The 15,758-nt window shown below is 36.7% G+C and carries 15 protein-coding genes; 13 read left to right on the top strand and 2 right to left on the bottom strand.

Annotated elements, in window-relative coordinates; all coding sequences use genetic code 11:
• Positions 1-220: 220 nt before the first annotated feature.
• The 5 genes from DNK85_RS06610 (at position 221) to guaA (ending at position 5,335) form a co-directional block, all read left to right on the top strand.
• Complete coding sequence (locus DNK85_RS06610; protein ID WP_119328787.1) at positions 221-730, top strand: hypothetical protein; 510 nt, start codon at positions 221-223, stop codon at positions 728-730.
• Between the two features lie 12 nt (positions 731-742).
• Positions 743-1,558 carry an FTR1 family iron permease gene (locus tag DNK85_RS06605; RefSeq protein WP_119328786.1) on the top strand — a complete coding sequence of 272 codons (816 nt, stop codon included), beginning with the start codon at positions 743-745 and terminating at the stop codon, positions 1,556-1,558.
• Positions 1,555-3,030: a 4Fe-4S binding protein gene (locus tag DNK85_RS06600; RefSeq protein WP_119328785.1), complete on the top strand. Its 1,476-nt coding sequence runs from the start codon at positions 1,555-1,557 to the stop codon at positions 3,028-3,030. The genes DNK85_RS06605 and DNK85_RS06600 overlap by 4 nt, the downstream gene beginning before the upstream one ends.
• A 31-nt stretch (positions 3,031-3,061) precedes the next feature.
• The gene (locus DNK85_RS06595; RefSeq protein WP_119328784.1) at positions 3,062-3,652 is read left to right on the top strand and encodes an iron transporter; all 591 of its coding nucleotides are present in this window, start codon (positions 3,062-3,064) and stop codon (positions 3,650-3,652) included.
• A gap of 132 nt (positions 3,653-3,784) precedes the next feature.
• Positions 3,785-5,335 (top strand): glutamine-hydrolyzing GMP synthase, encoded by a 1,551-nt coding sequence (gene guaA / locus DNK85_RS06590; RefSeq protein WP_119328783.1) that lies wholly within the window; start codon positions 3,785-3,787, stop codon positions 5,333-5,335.
• 61 nt (positions 5,336-5,396) lie between these two features.
• Here guaA and DNK85_RS06585 read toward each other — a convergent pair whose 3' ends face one another.
• Positions 5,397-6,242, bottom strand: a complete 846-nt coding sequence (locus DNK85_RS06585) for a MurR/RpiR family transcriptional regulator (protein WP_162896565.1) — start codon at positions 6,240-6,242, stop codon at positions 5,397-5,399.
• Positions 6,243-6,410: 168 nt separating this feature from the next.
• Between DNK85_RS06585 and DNK85_RS06580 the strand changes: the two genes are divergently transcribed.
• From DNK85_RS06580 to trpA, 4 genes are all read left to right on the top strand, one after another.
• Positions 6,411-7,481 (top strand): MFS transporter, encoded by a 1,071-nt coding sequence (locus tag DNK85_RS06580; protein ID WP_119328781.1) that lies wholly within the window; start codon positions 6,411-6,413, stop codon positions 7,479-7,481.
• Positions 7,468-8,388: an FUSC family protein gene (locus tag DNK85_RS06575; RefSeq protein ID WP_119328780.1), complete on the top strand. Its 921-nt coding sequence runs from the start codon at positions 7,468-7,470 to the stop codon at positions 8,386-8,388. Before DNK85_RS06580 ends, DNK85_RS06575 begins: the two co-directional genes overlap by 14 nt.
• Positions 8,389-8,503: 115 nt before the next feature.
• Entirely contained in the window at positions 8,504-9,685 is a 1,182-nt protein-coding gene (gene trpB / locus DNK85_RS06570) for a tryptophan synthase subunit beta (RefSeq protein ID WP_119328791.1), read from the top strand.
• Positions 9,678-10,460, top strand: a complete 783-nt coding sequence (gene trpA / locus DNK85_RS06565; RefSeq protein ID WP_119328779.1) for a tryptophan synthase subunit alpha — start codon at positions 9,678-9,680, stop codon at positions 10,458-10,460. Before trpB ends, trpA begins: the two co-directional genes overlap by 8 nt.
• Positions 10,461-10,668: 208 nt before the next feature.
• Here trpA and bioA read toward each other — a convergent pair whose 3' ends face one another.
• The gene (bioA, locus tag DNK85_RS06560) at positions 10,669-11,943 is read right to left on the bottom strand and encodes an adenosylmethionine--8-amino-7-oxononanoate transaminase (RefSeq protein ID WP_119328778.1); all 1,275 of its coding nucleotides are present in this window, start codon (positions 11,941-11,943) and stop codon (positions 10,669-10,671) included.
• Between the two features lie 104 nt (positions 11,944-12,047).
• Between bioA and bioB the strand changes: the two genes are divergently transcribed.
• Genes bioB through DNK85_RS06540 form a run of 4 tightly spaced genes read left to right on the top strand, consistent with a single transcriptional unit; the run spans position 12,048 to position 15,612 of the window.
• Complete coding sequence (bioB, locus tag DNK85_RS06555) at positions 12,048-13,022, top strand: biotin synthase BioB (protein ID WP_119328777.1); 975 nt, start codon at positions 12,048-12,050, stop codon at positions 13,020-13,022.
• Entirely contained in the window at positions 13,003-14,175 is a 1,173-nt protein-coding gene (locus DNK85_RS06550; RefSeq protein ID WP_119328776.1) for an aminotransferase class I/II-fold pyridoxal phosphate-dependent enzyme, read from the top strand. Before bioB ends, DNK85_RS06550 begins: the two co-directional genes overlap by 20 nt.
• Complete coding sequence (locus DNK85_RS06545; RefSeq protein WP_119328775.1) at positions 14,165-14,839, top strand: hypothetical protein; 675 nt, start codon at positions 14,165-14,167, stop codon at positions 14,837-14,839. Before DNK85_RS06550 ends, DNK85_RS06545 begins: the two co-directional genes overlap by 11 nt.
• Complete coding sequence (locus tag DNK85_RS06540) at positions 14,833-15,612, top strand: methyltransferase (protein ID WP_119328774.1); 780 nt, start codon at positions 14,833-14,835, stop codon at positions 15,610-15,612. The genes DNK85_RS06545 and DNK85_RS06540 overlap by 7 nt, the downstream gene beginning before the upstream one ends.
• The last annotated feature ends 146 nt before the right edge of the window (positions 15,613-15,758 follow it).

Raw genomic sequence — 15,758 nt, 5'->3', positions numbered from 1 at the left:
ATCAAGAAAAAATAACGCTTCAAGCAGCAGTTTGCAAATTTTTCTTCGTGTACAGAGATTTTATATGAAGATAAATTGACAATGAGAATTATTCTTGTTAAGGTTTGCGTCCTGTTTTACGATATTCCTTAGAAATTAATGTGATCTAAATTACCACGGAAATACTTAAGACAATAGTATTCTAAAAGTAATTTGCACTAAACAAGGATAATTAAAATTCATGAAAAAAATCTATATTTGCATTATCTTAATTATTATTATATTTGGAATCATGATCATATTGCATCAAAAATCCAAACACTTACCTAATACTTCAACATCCTCGCCGACTCAATCATCTGCATCAGTTCAAAAATCTAAAGACTTGACAACGCTATCAAAATCAAAATCTTCTCAAAAATCAGCAGTTAATTTCTATCAGAAGCAAGCAGACAAGATTTGTACACTGTTAGAAAAGTCAGTTAAATTGTATGAATCTCAACAAATCAAAGAAGCAAGTAAATTATCTGACAATACGTATTGGCAAATTTATGACAACGTTTTAGAAATTAAATATCGTCCATATGTATCACCACAATATATTTTTAGTGTTGAAAGCAAATTCCATGACTTGACAGAATCAATGACTTCTCCGGTCACACCAAAAAAAATTAAACTTATTAGAAAAAAGGCAGAATCACTTTGTGCAGAAGTTAATAAAGAAGCAAAAGAATTGGAAGGCAACCAGTAGAGATGGCAAACTATGTTAACAACTAATTTTTATATCGCTTTATCTTCTTCTTTTTGGATTATCCCACGTGAAGGGACAGAAGCATTACTTGTTATCATTATGCTATGTTCAGCACTTAAGGAATCAGGAAGAGCAGATAAGCTTAAAGTAATTTATGTCAATTGCATTGCTGCTTTAGGTGTTGGACTATTACTAGCAATTGGCTGTGTGTGGCTAGATACATTTTTTACTGGACAAATGCGCGAATTAAGCGAAGCCTTTGCAAGTCTAATTGCTATGAGCATGCTGCTATATGTCAACTTTGAAACCTTCAATAAACGTCATCTTTTGCATCAAATCAGTATATCAGGATTGGGCTTTTTGGCATTTATCAGTGTATTTCGTGAGCTTGCAGAAACGATTCTTTTCTACTATGCCTTATTCCAAGGTGGGGCATCACAACAACTTGGCACATTAACGGGACTATTAGCAGGTATTGTACTTTTTGGACTGCTTTTATGGTTATACAAGTCATCGACAGATCAGTGGAAAATATTCAATCGCCTCATTTTTAACTTAACCCCAGTATTTATTTTTATTTTATCACTAATGTGTATAGGCAATGCAATTAATTCTTTTCAAGAAGCAGGTTGGATAAAGTTCACGCCTGTTGATTGGTTTTTTAATAGTGATTTTTTCCATATACAAGCCAGCGAACAATACGTGCTTAGTGTGTTGTTTTTTTTGATCTCAACAGGTCTGCTATTTCTAAAGCAATTTTATAATAGTTCAGTCTTGGCGATAAAATTTATACTGAATAAAAATAAAAAGTCATCTCATCAGTCATGAAACCTAATGATATAATCACTTCTGCTCGAGAAGTAAAAGACTCAAGGCGATTACTTAAAATAGAGCAATTTTTTCACCGTAATAGAGGGAAGGTTAAATACATTCAAATTTTGATGTTTGCCTTCTTCTTATTTTTAGTCATTGTACCTATTTATTCTCCAAATCCTAAAGCTGAAGATACTATTTTGACAAGTATTGTACTATTGAGTCAGTTTCTATTTTGGGGTGTTTGGTATGGTGCTTGTTTATTTTCTGTGATTCTTTTCGGACGTTTATGGTGTGGTGTATTGTGCCCTTTAGGTGCGCTTAGCGAATGGGTAGGTCACTTAGGGTTTAAAAAAGTAATTCCTAATTGGATTCAATGGGATGGTTGGCTTATTATCATGTTTGTGATTATAACAATCATGGGTCAAACGCTTGACGTACGTGACGATCCAGCAGGTTTGGCAAGATTATTTTTGTATATTTTTATTTTAGCTATCATTGTTGGTTTATTTTTTGGGAAAAACAGTAGTCGTCCTTGGTGTCGATATTTTTGCCCGATTGGCAAAATACTAGGTGTTGTGTCACGGATAGGTGCTATTGACTTTAGGCCTAATCGTGGTCAGCTTAAGTTAGCGAAAGATAAAAAGTATTATGTTGATGGACGCTTGTGTCCAACTAATTATAATCTTCCTTATAAGGTGTCAACAAATAACTGTATTACATGTGGTGCTTGTGCATATGGTAAGAAAAAATCAGGGCTTGGTATTTACTGGCGACAACCAGGTTCCGAAGCAAATAATATCTTAAAACATCATCCTAATTGGTATGAAGTACTATTTATTTTATTAAGTCCGGGTATTTCTGCAGGTGGATTTTTATGGTTAATACTTCACCAGTATCAACAGTTACGTAATGTTGTTGGCGATTGGTTTTTAGATAAAAATTATCTTTGGATATTTAACCATGCTCCAGTATGGATTTCTTCACAACGGTGGAATCAACATTATAACTGGTTAGATGTTGGTATGATTACTTTTTATATGATGTCATATGCTATTGTTGTTGCTCTGATTTCCAGTATACTCATTGGTGTTACCGCTTTTCTTTTACGAACAAAATCAAACCATTTTAAAACCAATTTTTTGGTTCTAACTTATCAATATATACCGGTTGCAATTTTATCGATTGTTATTGGTTTGTGTGGTAAGTTTTTTCAAGTTATGGCTAATGATTTTAATATGTCTGCAGAGCTTATTATTTCAATCAAATCAATTTTATTGGGATTAAGTATTTTATGGACAGTATATTTAACTGGACGAGTGATTAAGAAAATCAAGCAGAAATCGTTATTTCTTAAATGGCTAGGTTTTAGTGTTCTATTAATTAATATGAGCATTATTATTGTGATGTGGTGGCCTGCAATTGCAGATCATAAATACATGTCGCAAGTTGAAAAAATCCGAAAACACATCGTGATTCCGGGTTAAGTAGATTAACATATAAACAAGAGGAAGGAGAATGAAAATTAATACGTCTAGGTTATTATTAACACTAACAACAGTAAGTTTGTTGGCGCAATCTGTGTATGCTGATAATCCGATTTCTGGTGTTAAAAAGATTCAGGGTAAAATTGAGTCAGATCTAATTTGGGTAGAGCCGGTTACAATGGAGCCTAATGGGACAACTGGTATTGTAGCTCATGGGCCTAAGCATAATAGACAACCTGATATCCATAATGAACTTGATCAACATGAGTTAAAAGGTACAAAGATGGGTTTTGGTGCAGGTGGCTGGATTCCTAATTGCCAAGTTGCTTGTGTAATCGTTAAAGGTCAAAAAACTCCATTAGCAGATAAAAATGGTAAGAAACCATGGTTTGTTGTGTTTTCAATGATGAGTATGGTCGCTAATGACGGTCCACACTATGGGCGTAATGTTGCTTTAGATGGTCCAGGTATTTATTATGAAACTTGCCAGGTTAATCCTCCTGATTGGCTTGGTTTCTTTCGTCATACCGACAAAGCTTCTGGTGTTAGTCCCTTTTTCAAACCTTATGAAATTTCAGGGAAATTTCCTTTTACAGGATCGGGAAAAGCTGGTGGCTATTAATGGAGTTGTTGCATAGAGCAAATTACTCTCTATGTACTATTTTTATCTGCAATTTTAAGCAAATGGATGCAATGTTTTATCGGCATGATATAATCCCTGACAGTTTTTAATGTGGTGATGGGTGTTTCCTGTATGCAAGATATACATAAGCATAGATTGTTGATTTTAGATTTTGGTTCGCAATACACACAGCTTATTGCGCGCCGCGTGCGTGAGATTGGTGTGTATTGTGAGATCTACCCTTACGATGTCGATGTAAGCTTTATCAAGGACTTTGCCGCTAATGGTATTATTCTTTCAGGTGGACCTGAATCGGTGAATGAATCAGCACATGTCAGAGCGCCTCAATGTGTATTTGAGTTAAATGTGCCGGTATTAGGTATTTGCTATGGTATGCAAACAATGGCACATCAGTTTGGTGGTGAAGTCGGCTCATCAGATAAACGTGAGTTTGGGTATGCCAAGATTGAAATCAGCAAAGTAACTCCTTTATATGAATCAGTCCCACAAACTCAAGATGTATGGATGAGTCATGGTGATAAAGTGATTGATTTGGGTGATGCGTTTGAAGTTATTGCATCTTCTGAGAATGCACCAATTGCGGCAATGGCACATAAAACAAAACCATATTATGGCGTGCAATACCACCCAGAAGTTACACACTCTGCTTATGGTAAAGAGCTACTTGAGAATTTTGCTTTTAAAATTTGTGGCTGTGAAGCATTATGGAATCCTGCGAGCATTATTGAAGATGCTGTGCAAAAAATTAAAGCACAAGTTGGATCTGATGAAGTGGTTTTAGGCTTGTCAGGTGGTGTTGATTCATCCGTTGTTGCTGCCCTTTTACATAAAGCCATTGGTGCGCAACTAACCTGTGTGTTTGTCGATACGGGATTATTGCGTTTGCATGAGGGTGACCAGGTCATGCAGACATTTGCTGAAAATATGCATGTTAATGTCGTTCGTGTCAACGCTGAAGCGCGATTTTTAGCGAAGCTTGAAGGTGTTAATGATCCTGAGAAAAAACGTAAGATTATTGGTAACTTATTTGTTGATATTTTTGATGAAGAATCAGCAAAGCTTAACAATGCTAAATGGTTAGCGCAAGGTACAATTTATCCTGATGTTATTGAATCAGCAGGAAGTAGCACAGGTAAAGCACATGTTATTAAGTCGCATCATAATGTTGGCGGTTTGCCTGATGATATGAGACTTGGACTTATTGAGCCATTAAGAGAGCTTTTTAAAGATGAGGTGCGTAAAGTAGGCGTTGAATTAGGTTTGCCTTATCGCATGGTTTACCGCCATCCTTTCCCAGGTCCTGGTCTTGGGGTGCGTATCTTAGGTGAGGTTAAAAAAGACTATGCCAATATTTTACGTAAAGCTGACGCTATCTATATGCAAGAGTTAGAAAAAAGTGGCTATTATGATAAAGTCAGTCAGGCTTTTGCCGTATTTCTGCCGGTGAAATCAGTAGGTGTGATGGGTGATCAGCGTAAGTATGATTATGTTGTTGCATTAAGAGCCGTTGAGACGATTGATTTTATGACAGCACGTTGGGCACATCTGCCTTATGATCTGATTGGGAATATTTCAAATCGAATTGTCAATGAAGTTCAAGGCATCTCTCGCGTGGTTTATGATGTCACGGGTAAACCACCAGGAACGATTGAGTGGGAATAAATATACCCATCACAAACTACTTTACAATCAAACACCACAAAATGATTTAAGATGGGTATAACTAAATAATACTGTGCTGTTGCTTTAAGTCCGTTAATGCTGTTTTTGTTTTCTTTAAACGTTGTGCAGCACCTTTTTCGTTTAGTCTTGCATAGTTATACACTAAAAAGTCAATAATTGTTAGCTGTTTTAAGCGATGGGCCATCGGTACAAATAATCCAGTATCTACTTGCTTTTTGATATTCAAACGCACGGTTGCTGTTTGGTCAACTGGTGAGCCTGGGTCGGTGATAGTAATAACTTTTGCACCATTACTGCGTGCTAGCTTGCATAAACTGATCAACGCTTCTGATTTACCGCTATTAGAAATTGCAATAATTGCATCCCCTGGTTCTAAAGAGCCAATTGCCATCGCTGACATATGCATATCAGGATAGTAACCAACTTTTGGCATCATCCGAAAGAGTTTATGGAAGCTATCAAAAGCAGTGCAATTTGATGCACCAAATCCACAAATGACAACTTTATTAGAATCAATCAAAATATGCGTGGCTAACTCAAGTTGCTTATCATCAATTTCACGATCAACATTGGCAATAGCCGCACGTGCATATTGAGCTACTTTATCTTTCACTACAGCGGTAGAGTCATCAAGCTTAATATCAATGGATTCACTAATTCTGCCAAGAGCTAATTCCTCAGCGAAGCGAATTTTAAACTCTTGAAAGCCTTTGCAGCCAACTGCACGGCAAAAACGAACAATGGTCGGTTCACTTACACCAATATTATGTGCAATCGTCGTGATATTTAAAGAAGTTGCTTCGTTGCTGTTATCAACAATCCAATTAGCGACTTTTTGCTCAGATTTTCTTAATTTAAACTCCCCATTTTGGAGTTTTTCTAACATTGTTTCATCATGTCTCACGCTTTTATACCCCTAAGTTGTAGCGGTGTCACTGCATTTATAGCGTTTAAACGCTATAATCTGCAGAGACATTAAGTTTTGCTTATAACCATAAAAAATTGGGCGCATTATAACATGGCGTGTAGATAATAAACATGGATCACAGTAAAAATGATAAAACATTTTATATACAACTTATCAAAGAATGATCCTGGGGCACATGTGTTGTCGATGGTCATCAAAGTTGGCGCAATCATGCTTATTTATTTTCTGGTCGCATGGCGCTTTGGTTTAGTCTATGAAGTTATTATTTGGGTGTTTTATTTTCTGGCTTTTGCCGCAATAGTCTGTGCGGTAGGTGATATTTACTCGCGGCGTAAGATTTTTATTTGGTTTTTAGCAGGCTTTGCTTTGGCATTGACTGTGTCCTATTGGTTACATCCATATAAGTTATTAAGTTTCACCTTGTTAATTATATGTGCATATTTTGCTTTTTTTATAAGAAAATATGCCCCCATATTTAAACAGTTTCCCGGTTATTTAGTTATTGTGCTGGCGATATCATCAATTCAGCTACCGATTCTTAAACAAGATTTAACACAGCTATATATCAGTTTACTCTGTGTTGGTAGTGCTTTTTTTGTGCTTGTATTAATGTTGCGCCCATGGGATACGCCAAGGCAGCTACTACGCGTCTTGCAGATGCATGCGATTTTGCTGCAAAATGAAACGCGTCATATGTTGCATATGACATTTGATATGGATAATAATCAAACGCTTGATATGGATAAAATTAAAAAAGAAATTACCACACGCTTAGTTACATTGCATGATAAAGGAGCTACTTGGATTATTTTACCAAAACGCAAAGTTGCTTGGCATAAGTGTTATGGGCACTATCAAAGCTTAGTACAAAACACCTTTCGCTTATTGTTTTTCTGCTACACCTTATCAAAAAGAAAATCAACTATTGCTGAAAGTATTATTCAAAAAATGACACTTAAAGACTTAGTATATATGGCAACCAAGCTTGCTGTTTGGGTGTTTTTAATGCACAAAGAGGAGGACTTTAAACACCAGTTAAACCAATTTAAAACGCATGCGGATCATTTCAAACAAGAGGTGTTAACAGCCCCCAGTTTGAAAGGCTGTCAGGTGCTTGTCTTTGAGATACTTCTTCTTCTTGAAAGCTTATACACTACGACGCTATCACTTAGAGAGGTTATGCATGAGATTCACTAACTGGTTAAATGCATTACCTGCGTATAAACTTTTGGCCATTAGGGTGGCAAGTGCTTGTTTAATTGCAATTTTGATTACGGAAGCTATTGGTTTGCAACGTAATTACTGGAGCGTTTTGGCAATTATCTCTATCAGCGTCAGCGTGCATGCTAGAGAAATTCTTTCTCGCTCTAAAGCCGTTGTTGTCAACACTATTTTGGGATGCTTTATTGGGACAGTGGCTTATTATGTATTAAATTTATATTTGCCATTTTATCTCATTATTGCGGTAATTCTGGTTTTAGCACTTTATACACTTTACTTTAGTGTTGTGCATTATGCGACTGGTGTTTTCTTTAGCAGTATTTTTATTGTGATGTTTATTGGTACCTTATCTTTTTGGAATGTGTCATTACTTATCGCACGTATATTAGATATCGCAATAGGGGCGTTAGTGATTTTGTGGATTAACAAGGTATTAAAACAAAGTAATCTAAGGAAGAGTTTCTTTGGTGATTTTTCCTTAATATATCTCACACATAAGCAGATTATTGAAATGTTTTTAATGCAATCAGCAGAGCAAGAAAAGGCGTTAAAAAATAAAGAAAATAATTTCGACGAGAGCCTAGATAAAGAGATGCTAAGATTATTAATTGATGAGTTGTCACTTCAGGAGAAGCACGCTGTCGAGAATTTTATCAATATTAAAATTGAGCTTAATACAGCACAAATTAAGATGATTAAAGTAATGCTTTCAACTATGCGTGAGCTTATGTCAGTTTACCGTGCTTTATTGCTATTAGATGTGCGGCAAAGCAATCAGAAATTAATACATTTTTGTCGCCAGAAATTGGGGATGTTTTTTGACCTATTAAAAAGTGAATATGCTTTGTTCGAGACTATGATAAATAAGGAATCTAAAAAATAGTTGACTACGATAATTTTGCAGTCATGTATCGATACATCGCTGCAAAATTCTTTTGTGCGTTTATAAAAAGCATGTTATCGTAGCTATACTTATGCTTAACTTAAGTGTCATTTTTATGCAATTAAATACACGCTACGGTCAGTTTGGGGGTTGTTATGCGCCTGAGAGCTTGATGCCGATTTTGACAGAGATTGAGAAAGGCTTTATTACCATTCAACAAGATGAGTCTTTTCAATTAGAGTTTCAATGTTTATTAAAAGACTATGCAGGGCGTGAGACACCGATTACCTATATACGTAACTTATCAGATAAATATGGTGCTAATATTTATCTTAAACGCGAGGATTTGTTACATGGTGGTGCGCATAAAACCAATAATACTATTGGACAGATGCTATTAGCTAAATATCTTGGTAAAAAGCGCGTGATTGCTGAAACGGGAGCCGGTCAGCATGGTGTGGCAACAGCAATGACAGGTGCTATGCTTGGCCTTCAGGTTGAGATCTACATGGGCGCTGTGGATATTGCTCGACAAAAGCCAAATGTTGAGCGGATGAAATTATTTGGTGCCAAAGTCCATAGTGTATCATCAGGTAGTGCAACACTAAAAGATGCGATAAATGATGCAATGCGTGATTGGATTACCAATGCAGAAGATACTTATTACTGTTTTGGCACTGCGGCAGGACCACACCCATTTCCGGCGTTAGTGCGTTATTTCCAAGAAGTTATTGGTAAAGAAGCACGCGCGCAGATGCTTAAAGCAACTAATGCTTTGCCTGATGCAGTCATTGCTTGTGTCGGCGGAGGTAGCAACGCCATTGGCATATTTAGTGGTTTTTTAAGTGATGACAAGGTTGCCATTTATGGCGCAGAACCTGCGGGTAAAGGGCTTGAAACTGGTGAGCATGCTGCAACGATGAATAAAGGTGAGATAGGTGTATTTCATGGTATGCAGTCATTATTCTTACAAGACAAAGATGGGCAAATCAAAGAGCCATATTCAATCTCAGCAGGATTGGACTACCCAGGGATTGGACCTGAGCATGTTTATTTGCAACAGAACAAACGTGCTACTTATCTCACCATTACCGATGATGAAGCAATTGCTGCATTTGAAGTGTTATCAAAGAACGAAGGTATTATTCCAGCATTTGAGTCAGCGCACGCACTAGCTCTGGCGTTTCAATTGGCGCAGTCACAGTTAAAGGGTAAGACCATATTAGTGAATTTATCAGGGCGAGGTGACAAAGATTTACAAAGTTATTTTAGATATAAAGGGCTTTCCGATGAGTAATCGATTTGATAAATTATTTAAAGATCATAGCAAAAAAGTGCTTATGCCATTTTTTACACTGGGGGACCCCAATTTTGATGAAAGCTTGTATATTATCGATGTGGCAATTGATGCAGGAATTCAGGCGATTGAACTTGGTTTTCCATTTTCAGATCCCATAGCGGATGGGCCAACCAATCAGCGATCAATGGAAAGAGCATTAAAGTCAGGTATGACATTTGATCGTTGTATTAATATGCTTAGTATTATTCGCCAAAAGTATCCTAATATTGCAATTGGGTTACTTATTTATTATAACTTGTTGTTTAAGCAAGGCGAAAGTGCTTATCAGAAACTTCAAAGTGTTGGCATTGACGGTGTGGTCTGTGCCGATTTACCTTTAGAAGAGTCAAAAGAGCATGAAGATTTACTTAAGAAATACAATATTGGTGCGGTACAAATGGTTGCACCCAATTCATCAGATGAGCGTGTGAAACAATTGGCTAATCACAGTAGTGCATTTAATTATGTTTTAAGTGGTTTTGGTACCACTGGTGTAAAAAGTGAGATTGCACCGCAAACGATTACACGGATCAAGCATGTGCGCAAACTTATTAATCAGCCAATGGTAGTTGGGTTTGGTATTTCAAAGCCTGAACATGTTCACGCAGTATGGCAAGCCGGTGGCAATGCGGCGATTGTTGGTAGTTACTTTACTTCATTAATTGAGCAGCATTTAGATGATACGAAGTTATCAGCCGATAAGATACGTCAGTTTATTAAGGCATTGAAGTAATTAATAATAAAAAATAAATTGACTCAACTTCTTACCTCTCCCCTTGTGGGAGAGGTCGTGCAGCTTCTGCTGCACGGGTGAGGGGGTAATTGTAATTCAATTTATTTTTTATTGCACGTTGCACTCCTTGAGCGAAGTCGAAGGCAAGAGAAAGAAAAGAAACTAATGGCTTCGACTGACGTTCAGCCAACATTTATACATTGATGCTTCATAATAACTCTAGCAATATTTCTCCTAGCTTATTAATGGTCTTAATATCAGTGTTCAGTGGTGGCAACCAATAAATGGTATTCCCCAATGGACGCATTAGTGCGCCTTTTTCAATGACTCTTTGGTACAGCTTGTAACCTGCGCGTGGTTCTGTGGTTTTTAGATCCGCGGCAACAACACCACCCAGACTGCGAACGTTATGCAATTTTTGAGTATTTTGAGCAATTTCAAGCATCATATTATGCATCGTTGGCGCTAATGTTTTATTAACATAGTCAAGTATGTGCTCACGTTCAAAAATATAGAGTGTTTCTAAAGCAACTCTTGAGGCCAATGTATTACCACTATGTGTATGTGAATGCATAAAGGCCTTTTGTGTTGCATAATCATCATAAAAAAGGGCATAAATATCATCATGTGTTAAGCAAATACTTAAAGGGAGCATGCCTGAAGTAATGCCTTTGGATAAAGAGATAAAATCAGGTGTGATATCAGCATATTCACAAGCGAGCATTTTGCCTGTGCGCCCAATACCGGTCATAATTTCATCCGCAATTAAATAAATATCATTCTCTTTGCACCACTTAGCTAATCTTGCTAAGTAATCTTTGCTGTAAATCAGCATACCACCGGCACCTTGAATAAGAGGTTCAATAATGACAGCATTGAGTTGATCTTTAATTGCATCTAATTGCGCTTGTGACTTTTGCCAAGCACTCTGCGCATCACTCCAAAGCGGGTCATTAATACCTGTAACATAAGGAATATCTTGTAAGAAAGTGCACTCAAATAACAGTGATTGGTAAGCTTGCTTATACAAACCTAAGTCGCTCACACTTAATGTGGCACATGTTTCACCATGATAACCGTTTTGCAGTGCGGCAAAGTGAGTTTTATTTAACTGCCCTTTGATGACACGTGCATGAATACTCATTTTCATTGCCATCTCAACAGCACATGAGCCATCACTGGCAAAAAGAGCCTTATCAGTATGGGTAAGCTTGCATAGTTTTTGTGTTAGTTGTTCGATAACTGAGTTTGTTGTATTAGCTAAAATAGTATGCTCAAGTTCGCTTAATTGCTGCACTAAAGCTTGTTGTAAGTAGGGATGGCAATGACCCAGTGATTTACACCACCAACTTGAGATTGCATCAATTATTGGTTTGCCATTGTGATAGATAAAACTGCCTTGGGCTTTAGTAATGTTAAGTGGTGAGAATGTTTCATAATCTTTCATTTGCGAGCAAGGGTGCCAAAGATTGGTCGAATACATTTTTTGTAAACCTTATTTAAATTATAAGTTGACTAACGCGGCAAGTATATCTAGATTGTTGCCGATGTGAAAGCGTAACAACGTAAAAATAAAGGATAGCAGGAATGCCAACGATTAATTTAAATTATGCACAAAGTTTGTATTATAAACCATTTAATGCGTTATTGTTTGAAGCACAAACAGTGCATCGTGAGAATTTCGCCGATGAAATGGAGCTATGTGTATTATTAAGTATTAAAACAGGCAGTTGTCCTGAGGATTGTAAATATTGTCCACAAAGCGGACATTATAATGCAGGTGTTCAGAAAGAAAAGTTAATGGATGTGGAAAATATCGTAGCACAGGCTCAAAGAGCTAAGGATCTTGGTGCTAAGCGTTTTTGTATGGGGGCAGCATGGCGTAACCCACCTGAAAAAGCGATGCCGCAACTGATTGAAATCATTCAATCTATTAAGTCATTAGGGTTAGAAACCTGTATGACTTTAGGAATGTTATCAAAAACTCAAGCCACGAAATTAGCCAAAGCTGGCCTTGATTATTATAATCATAACTTGGACACTTCAGAGGCGTTTTATAAAGAGATTATTAGTACCAGAGATTATCAGTCACGCTTGGATACGCTGGAAGAAGTCGCAAATGCTGGTATGAAAGTTTGCTGTGGCGGAATTCTTGGGATGGGTGAGACGATTGATGATCGTTTGCAAATGCTGGTGACTTTGGCAAACTTAAAAACACCACCTGCCAGTGTGCCAATCAATCAGCTTATTCCAATACCAGGTACACCATTGGGGAATAAACTAAAAAAAGCAGAAATAGATAGCTTTGACTTTGTGCGCACGATTGCTGTGGCAAGGATCCTGATGCCAAGCTCAAAAGTTCGCTTATCGGCAGGTCGCTCGCAAATGAGTGATGAAATGCAAGCTTTAGCATTTCTAGCCGGTGCAAACTCTATTTTTTATGGTGATAAACTATTAACGGCAGCTAATCCTTCAAAAAATGATGATCTTAAACTTCTTAATACGCTCGGGTTTAAAATAACAAAAAACAGTGAGGAGCATCATGAGCTGCTTAGCGAATGATAGCCTTTATCAAGATCATTTAACAACAATTAAGCAAAACGGGTGTTATCGTCAACGCTTGTTTACGCAAATACAAGATAAGTTTATCCACATTGACCAACACACTTTAATAAACTTTAGTAGTAATGACTACTTGGGATTATCACAACATGTAGAGGTTAAGAAAAAGGCACAGCAAGCGATTGATCGTTATGGTATTGGCAGTACATCATCAGCTATTGTCTCAGGTAGTCATTATCTAATTGAGTCGCTAGAGCATGATATGGCAGCATTTGTCGGTTATCCACGCGCCTTACTGTTTAACTCAGGCTACCATGCTAATTTGGCGGTAATGAGTTTGCTAGCAAGAAAAGTAAAAGAAGCAAAGGATAGTCAGACAATTATTGCTGATAAATTAATTCATGCCTCTATTTTGGATGGTATTGCTTTGTCCGGAGCTAAGCTTAAGCGTTATCCTCATCAAAGTATTAATAGTTTACATGATATCTTACAAAGGCATCCAGAGGCTAGATATGTTGTAACGGAAGGTGTTTTTAGTATGGATGGGGATATTTCACCTTTAGCCAAGCTTGCTAGTGCGGGGAACACGCAGCTTATTGTTGATGATGCACATGGTTTTGGTGTGATAGGGCAATTGGGGAAAGGTGCCGTAAGTCATGCCAATTTAAATATTAAAGATGTACCCATCATGATAGTGCCATGTGGTAAAGCATTAGGTGCCATGGGCGCATTTGTTTGTGGAAGTGATAAGCTTATTACATTGTTGATGCAAACAGCGCGTAGTTATATCTATAGTACGGCACTTGCAACTCCAATTGTTGCTGCATTAAATGCCAGTTTACATCTTATAATGAAAGGTGATCACTTACGTGAAAAGCTGTTTGAGAATATTAGCTTTTTTAACCAATATGCGCAAAAGCTTGGACTTAATGTCGTTTCACATGATCTAACAGCGATTCGCAGTATCATAATTGGCGATAATCAACAAACTGAAAAAGTGCAAAGTATACTTAAAAATAAAGGATTTTATGTTTCCTGCATTCGTCCACCTACAGTGCCGCAAAATAGTGCACGATTACGCATATCGCTAACAGCATTGCATGATATGCATGATATTCAACAATTATTGGATGAATTGATGCGTGTTTTATAATATTCAAAATCATTTATTTTTATCGGGGTGGGGATTTAAAGCAAGTTTATGGCAAGTATTTCATCCTGAAATTTCAGCGAAGCAATGTGTAGATATGCCTTGTTTTGCAAGTGCAAATCAAGAGCAAGTATTGCAGTATTTATCTGTAAAACTAGCAAAAACAAAGGTCATTCATGCATGGTCACATAGTGGTTTGTGGTTATTGAAACTTATACAGCAAAATAAGCTGGAGGTTAAAGATAAAAGTATTTATTGCTATGGGTTGCCACTATTATGGCAGTTTGCCAGTGCTCAGAAACAACAGGCATTTGTACGACAATATGAATTAAATCCAAATAAATTATCACAGAAGTTTTTAAAACTTATTACTTTTCCTAAGTTTAATAAACTTGAAGATCTAATGCCGTATTGTCTATTACCGGATGCAGAGCAATACCACAGTCAATTAAATTATTTAAAGTGGATGTTTGCCTTTACTGAAACAATGACCGTAACGGATGCAGTTGCCTTGTGTAAAAAGACTGGAATTAATGTGTTTCTAGCAGAAAATGATTCTATTGTTAATAGTGTATTATTAGCTAAGTTATTTAATAGTAAGCTCATTAAGGATCACAGTCATCTGGAGCTATTACACTGTGCTTTGAATGAGGCCGGTGTATGTTAAAATCACCACGCATAAGCTTTAGTGCAGCTAAAGATAGCTACCATCAGCATGACCAAGTGCAACGTAAGGTAGATAAACATTTAAAAGGTATGGCATTTGAGTATCTTGTGCAATTTCAAAATACACAAAATATATTAGAATTAGGCTGTGGTGATGGCATTTCTAGTATTGATATAGCAAAAAAACTTATGCCACTGACTTATGATGCTGTTGATATTGCTGATGCTTTAATTGAAAAAGCCAAAGAGATATATATTGATAAATTGCCTATGTCAAAGCACATATTTAATTTTATGCAGGGTGATTTTAATCAATCACATTTTTGGCAATCATTACCTCCAAAAAAATATAACGTTATTTATAGCAATATGGCATTACAGTGGTCTAGCTGTTTATTGACGTTATTCAAGCGTATTGATCAAGTATTAACGATCAATGGCATATTTGTCTTTTCTATTCCACTTCATGGCACCTTTAAAGAACTTGAAAAAATTGTGCGTATTAATGCATTTACAAATCATCATGAGCTACAGTCTTTTTTTAAGATATTTGGTTGGCGGTGTCTAAACATTGAGAGACAAAGCATTCAATTAGAGTTTGTTAATAGAATGGCACAATTTAAACATTTAAAAAGCACGGGTGTTAATAGTTATTTAGGATGTAAAAAACCAGCAATAAAAAGGCTTTGGAAATATCTGCATGATGATAAGGATGAATTGACAACGTTAAGTTATGAGGTTGGATTGTATGTGATTATAAAACAATCTTTGTAGGGGTAATTCATGAATTACCCCTACGATGAAATATGTATCGTGCAATTTACGAATTGCCCGTGATGGTGTGTATATCCGACAATTGATGAATTCGGCATATATTAGGCGATTTGTGAACTGCTCTCATCACCTTAAAATTATATGGT

The sequence above is a fragment of the Cysteiniphilum halobium genome, from assembly GCF_003574425.1.
Lineage (GTDB): Bacteria > Pseudomonadota > Gammaproteobacteria > Francisellales > Francisellaceae > Caedibacter > Caedibacter halobius.
The sequence above is the reverse complement of the archived record's forward strand: the minus strand, read 5'-3'. Positions and strand labels throughout refer to the sequence as shown.